This window comes from Kitasatospora sp. NPDC059973, assembly GCF_042737525.1.
Lineage (GTDB): Bacteria > Actinomycetota > Actinomycetes > Streptomycetales > Streptomycetaceae > Kitasatospora.
Genome location: NZ_JBHWUI010000283.1, coordinates 1 through 6,069, shown reverse-complemented (window position 1 = coordinate 6,069; position 6,069 = coordinate 1). Strand labels below are relative to the sequence as shown.

The 6,069-nt window shown below is 75.3% G+C and carries 4 protein-coding genes; all 4 read left to right on the top strand.

Annotated features, from left to right (window positions below):
- The coding region (locus tag ACFWA9_RS37715; protein ID WP_380393836.1) for an XRE family transcriptional regulator at positions 1-2,251 on the top strand (2,251 nt) is incomplete at its 5' end.
- A gap of 241 nt (positions 2,252-2,492) precedes the next feature.
- Positions 2,493-3,635: a serine hydrolase domain-containing protein gene (locus ACFWA9_RS37710; RefSeq protein WP_380393834.1), complete on the top strand. Its 1,143-nt coding sequence runs from the start codon at positions 2,493-2,495 to the stop codon at positions 3,633-3,635.
- A 74-nt stretch (positions 3,636-3,709) separates the two neighbouring features.
- Positions 3,710-4,789, top strand: coding sequence for an alpha/beta hydrolase (locus ACFWA9_RS37705; protein WP_380393832.1), 1,080 nt, complete (start codon positions 3,710-3,712; stop codon positions 4,787-4,789).
- A gap of 102 nt (positions 4,790-4,891) precedes the next feature.
- The gene (locus ACFWA9_RS37700; protein WP_380393830.1) at positions 4,892-5,725 is read left to right on the top strand and encodes a DUF6585 family protein; all 834 of its coding nucleotides are present in this window, start codon (positions 4,892-4,894) and stop codon (positions 5,723-5,725) included.
- Positions 5,726-6,069 lie beyond the last annotated feature (344 nt).

Sequence of the window (6,069 nt, the reverse complement as noted above, 5' to 3'; positions counted from 1 at the left end):
GCCCGCTCCACCCGGCGGCCCGGCCGCCGAAACCCCGGCCCCCGGCCCGTCGGCGCCACCCGAGACCCCCGCGCCGCCCGCGCCCCGCCCGGTGCCCGGCGCGCTGGCCGACGCCGCGCAGGAGCTGGCCGGCGAGGTCAGACGCCGCTGGCGCCGCGAGGAGGCGCAGCGCCGGGTCCACGACCCGTTCCCGCTCCCGGTCCGGTGGCAGCGGGCCCCGGCCGGGCTGACCGACCGTTCGGAGAACATCCAGCGGCTCGGCCCGGGGGCCGCCCCCCGCCCGATGGACCTCAGCGGTGACCTGCGGAGCGTGGCGGAGGTCTACCGGCGGATCTCCTCCGGGCGGCTGGTGATCCTCGGCCGGGCCGGCTCGGGCAAGTCGATCCTCACGATCAGGTTCGTCCTGGACCAGTTGGAGGCCCCGGGCGCCGCCGGCCGGGTCCCGGTCATCTTCAGTCTCGGCTCCTGGGACCCGACCACCACCGCCCTGCGGGACTGGCTGGTCGGGCGGCTGCTGCGCGACCACCCGCACCTGGCCCGCCGGGGCCCGCACGGGTCGACGCTGGCCGCCGCGCTGGTCGACGCCGACCTCGTCCTCCCCGTCCTCGACGGGTTCGACGAGATCGCGGAGGGCCTGCGGCGGGAGGCCCTCGACGCCCTCAACGCCACCACCCTGCCGCTCGTCCTCACCAGCCGGCACGACGAGTTCGCCGAGGCCGTCCAGGAGGCTCACGCGCCGCTGCTCTGGGCGGCCGGCATCACGCTCGCCGACCTCACCCTCGACGACCTCGGCCACTACCTGCCCCGGACGGCCCGGTCGGTCGGCCGCGGCGACGCCGCCACCGACGGGAGCGCGGACGGGAGCGCGGACGGGAGCGCGGACGGGTCGCTGTGGGACACCGTGCTCGACGAGCTGCGCGCCGGGGAGAGCGGGGCGGGCGCCGCCCTCGCCGCGGTGCTGACCACGCCGCTCATGGTGATCCTGGCGCGCACCGCCTACAGCGAGACACCCGGCCGCGACCCCGCCGAGCTGCTCGACACCGCCCGCTTCCCCACCGCGAAGTCCCTGGAGGAGCACCTGCTGGCGGGCTTCGTCCCCGCGGTGTACCGCCGCCGCGCCCCGGAGCGGGACGCCACCGGCCGGCCGGACCGGCCGGCGGACTGGGACACCGGTCGCGCCCAGCACTGGCTCGGCCACCTCGCGCACCACCTGGTCCGGCTCGACCACGACCGGCAGGACCTCGCCTGGTGGCAGCTCGGCGACACGCTGCCGCGCTCGACCCGGGTCCTGGCCGTGGTCGTGGCCACCTCCCTGAGCGTCGCCCTCGCCGACTGGTTCGTCGGACTGTTCGTCAGCCTGCTCGGCATCGGCTTCGGCACCGGGGCCGGCGAGGTGCTGCTGCAGGGCAGCCTGATGGGGCCGGTGGCCGGGCTCGCCTTCGGGTCGGTGTACGCGATCCTGATCACCTTCGGCGGCGGGGAGGTCTTCGAGCCGTCCCGGGTGCGGCTGCGGCTGCCCGGCACCCATGACAGCCTCGGCCGGCGGCCGGTCCGCACCTTCCTCGCCCGGTTCGGGGACGGTCTGCTCGGCGGGTCCCTGATGGGCGTCGGCTGCGCCTGCGCGCTCGCGCTGGAGCGCGCGCTGTACGCGGGCTCCCCGCTGACCGACCCGGACGTCCTCGAAGGCACCCTGATCAACATGCTCTGCCTCGGGCTGACCTTCGGGTCGGCGGCCGGCCTGCTCTTCGGGCTCTCGGCCGCGCTGGAGGCGCCGGTGGACGTCACCTCCTCGGCCACCCCGGTCAGCCTGCTCAGCGCCAACCGCGCCACGGTGGCCCGGCAGTTCCTCGTCCTGGCGCCGGCCCTCACCCTCACCATCGCCGGCGGCGGGCGGCTGGTCGTCGACCTGTTCCAGGGCGTCCTGGGTCCGCTGAACTGGGGGCTGGCGGACGGCCTGTTCATCGGGGCGGTCGGCGGGATCGGCGGGACGGCCGCCTATCTGCTCGCCTTCACCGCCTGGGGCCAGTGGCTGGTGCTGGCCCGGGTCTGGCTGCCGCTGACCGGCCGGCTGCCCTGGCGCCCGGTCGCGTTCCTGGACGACGCCTACCAGCGCGGCGTGCTGCGCCAGACCGGCGCGGTCTACCAGTTCCGGCACGAGCGGCTCCAGCACCACCTCGGCCGCACCTTCCGCCAGCAGCACGGCAAGTACGCACCGGCCACCTTCCCGCCCGCACCGGCCGGTACGCCGTGACCGCCGGCGCCCGGCCCGCCGGCGCCGTCCGGGTGGGGCGCGCGAATCCGCAGGCCGGGGGCGGGCGTCCGCGGGCCGGAGCGGGGCCGGTCACATGTGGCCGGTGCGATGGCCTGTCCGGCGGGGCGGCCGGCCCGCAGGATCACGGGTACCAGGTCGGCGCCGCGCCGACGGTCCGGGCCGACCGGACCGGTCGCGAGCACCGCGCGCCGCCATGACCCCCCGCAGCCCGAGGAGTCCGATGAAACCCCTACGTCTGATCGCCGCCGGCGCGGCGCTGGCGCTCGCCGCCCTCGCCGGTGCCGGGCCGGCGCACGCCGACACCCCGACCGCCGCCGGCCTCCTCCAGGCCGGCGCTCAGCAGGGGGTCGCCGACGGATACCCCGGCGTGATCGGCCTGGTCCGCCAGGGCGACACCACCCAGTACGTGCACGCGGGCGTCGGCGACCTGTCCACCAGGGTGCCCGCCGATCCGAAGGCCAGGTTCCGGATCGGCAGCAACACCAAGGCGTTCACCGCCACCGTGCTGCTCCAGCTGGAGGGCGAGCAGCGGCTGTCCCTCGACGACACCGTCGCGAAGTGGCTGCCCGGCGCGGTCGCCGCGAACGGCTACGACGGCAGCACGATCACGGTCCGCCAGTTGCTGAACCACACCTCCGGCCTGCCCGACTACGCCAAGGACACCGGGTTCGCGCTGTCCTACGCGCTGAACACCGAGCCCACCAAGGCCTGGCCGGCGCAGACCCTGGTGAACCTCGGCCTCGCCCAGCACCGGCCCACCGGCACGCCGGGCGGGCAGTGGAGCTACTCCAACACCAACTACGTCCTGGCCGCCATGGTGATCAAGGCCGTCACCGGCAACGACGCCGCCGCCGAGATCCGGCAGCGGATCATCGAACCGCTCGGCCTTGCCGACACGACCTTCCCGACCAGCGATCCGACCATCTCCGGCAACCACCTGCACGGCTACGAGTACCCGGTGATCGGCATCGGCATCAGGGACGTCACCGGCTCCGACGTCCAGACCTTCGGGCCCGCCGGGGCGATCGTGTCGACCCTGGACGACCTGACGGCCTTCTCCCGGGCCCTGGTCACCGGCCGGCTCCTGGCACCCGCGCAGGAGGCCGAGCTCAAGACCACCGTCCCGGTGACCGCCGACGGCACCGTGGGCTACGGCCTGGGCATCATCCACGTGCAGTTGCCGTGCGGCCAGTGGGCCTGGAGCCACAACGGCGCCGTACTGGGCTACTTCAGCGACTGGTACACCAGCGACGACGGCGCCAAGCAGGTCGCGCGCGCCAACAACGAGTTCCACCTGCTCGCCGGGACGAAGGGCCAGCAGGACACCGGCAAGGCGACGGTCGACGCCTACTGCGCGCTGTAGCACCGCGCCCCGCCCCCGTCCGTCGCCCGGCCGCGGGGCCCGCTCCCCCTGCACCCACCCCGAGAGGACCTTCGATGACCTCCTTCCCGCCCGCCTGGCGCCGGCACGCCAGGGCGGCCGTCGTCGCCGCGGCGATGGCCGTGTCCGCGCTGCTCGTCGGTGCGCCCGCGCACGCGGCCGACCCGGCCCCGCCGACCTTCACCGACGGGTTCGGCCTGACCCAGGTCGGCGCCCCCGACGTGCGCTCGGACACCGACTTCACGCTGACCGTGACCACCGGTCAGCTCTCCGGCACGCACAAGATCCGGATCCTCCTCCCCCGGGGCTACGCCGCCGACCCCGGCCGGCGCTGGCCGGTGACGTACTTCCTGCACGGCGGGGCCGGCACCGTGGACGACGTCGCGGCCGCGCCCGCCCTGCACTCCGACGCGATGATCACCGTCGTGCCGGACGGCGGCCTCAAGGGCTGGTACGCCGACTGGGTCATGCAGAACACCGTGCTCGGCGCGGCCAACTGGCAGACCTTCCACACCAGCCAGGTCGTCCCCTTCATCGACGCCAACCTGCGCACTCTCGGCGACCGGTCGCACCGGGCCGTCGTCGGCCTGTCGATGGGCGGCTACGGCGCGCTGCGCTACGCCGAGTTCCGGCCCGACCTGTTCGGCCACGTCGCCTCGCTGTCCGGCGGCATCGACCTCGGCATGACCGAGATCCGCGCCACGGTCCTGGCCACCGAGCTCAACCTCCCGGGCGCGTGGTGCGCCGTGAGCACCTCCGGCAGCGGCCAGTGCGTCGGCTACGGGCCCTACGTCGACAGCGACGCGATCTTCGGCTCGCCCTACCCGGTCTTCGGCGCCGACCACGTCTGGAACGAGGTCAACCCGGCCGCGGGCGCCAACCTGGCCAAGCTGGCCGCCACCGACATCACCCTCTACACCGGCGACCAGGGGCCCATCGACCACTTCACGGCGATCGCCACCGACACCGTACGGACCCGGCTGAACCAGCTCGGCATCGCCAACCGCTACGTCGACTACGGCGACGGCTCGACCCTGTCGCCCACCTGCGACGGCGGCCACAACTACGGCTGCTGGGCGCCGGCGCTCGCCGACTACGTCCCCCGGCTCCAGGCCGCCTTCGACCGGGCGGGCTGAGCCCCGGCCGACCGGTGGGCCCGCACCGCCGGGGCGGGCCCACCGGTGACCGCGAACCCACGGACGCGACGAACACCCCGACCACGAGGCAGAGGACAGCGCATGACCGGACAGGACGGCCTCGCGGACGGCCGGAGCGAGCTTCTGACGCTGATCGACGAGGCGGCGGTCCGCAACCGGCTGGGTGACCGGGTGGCGGTCTACCCGGGCACCCGGTCGCAGGCGGGTTCGCTCGGCTGCGCGGTGACCGGGGCGGCGGTCTTCGGGGGGCTGGCGCTGGTGCTCTCGCTCACCGAGGCGGCGGCGCTGGCGGTCATCCCGCTCGGACTGCTGCTGCTGGTCCCGCTGGGCATCTGGAAGGAACGGTCCACGACGGCGAAGAACCAGGGCGTCCGGCTCGACCTCCACGAGCGCGGTCTCACCGCCGTGGTGAAGGGCCGGGTCCACGCCGTCCGCTACGAGAGCACGTCCGTCCTCCAGAACACCGTCCGGCACACCGGCGTCGGCGGCTACACGTCCTACGAGTACACGCTCACCGACGTGGACGGCGCGAAGGTCGTGCTGCGCGGCCGGGCGGACGGGGCGGGCGAGGTCGCCGAGAAGGGCAGATTCAGCAATCCGCGGGAGTGGGGGCCGGCGCTCCAGCAGGCCGTCACCCGGGCCCAGCTCCCCGGGGCGGTCGCCGCCCTGGACTCGGGCGGGCGACTGGAGTTCGGCCGGCTCTGGCTGACCGTGGACGCCGTCGGCTCGGCCCGCGAGTCCGCGCAGTGGCAGGAGATCCAGGAGATCAAGGTCTTCGACGGCTTCGTCAAGCTCAGGGTCGCCGGCCGGTGGCGGGCCCTGACCCACGCCGCCGTGAGCACGATCCCGAACTTCTTCGTCTTCCTCGCCCTCGCCGAACACCTGCGGCGCTCCGCCGGCCGGCCGGCGGGCTGACGACGCGGCGGGCGCCGGTCCCACGGGGGTGGGCCGGCGCCCGTCGGTCGTCGATCCGCTCCCAGCCGCGTTCGGGGCGCCGCTCCGCCAGCTGCTCCGGGTCGCGGCTGCGGCGGGCCGGCCGGAGCCCGGGGGCGGCGCCGGCGGATGACGTCCGGAACGCCGCGAACTGACCGGGGTACCGGCGCGGGACCGGGCGGCCCGCCGTTGCGGGGCCGACATCGTCACCGTGGGTAGCGGCCCGCCGGGCGTCGGGTGAGGGCTGTGGTGCGCGCCACCCGACCCCGGACCCCCACCCCCCACGATCCGCACCCCCCGCCGACACCCCGTCACCCACCGTCGAC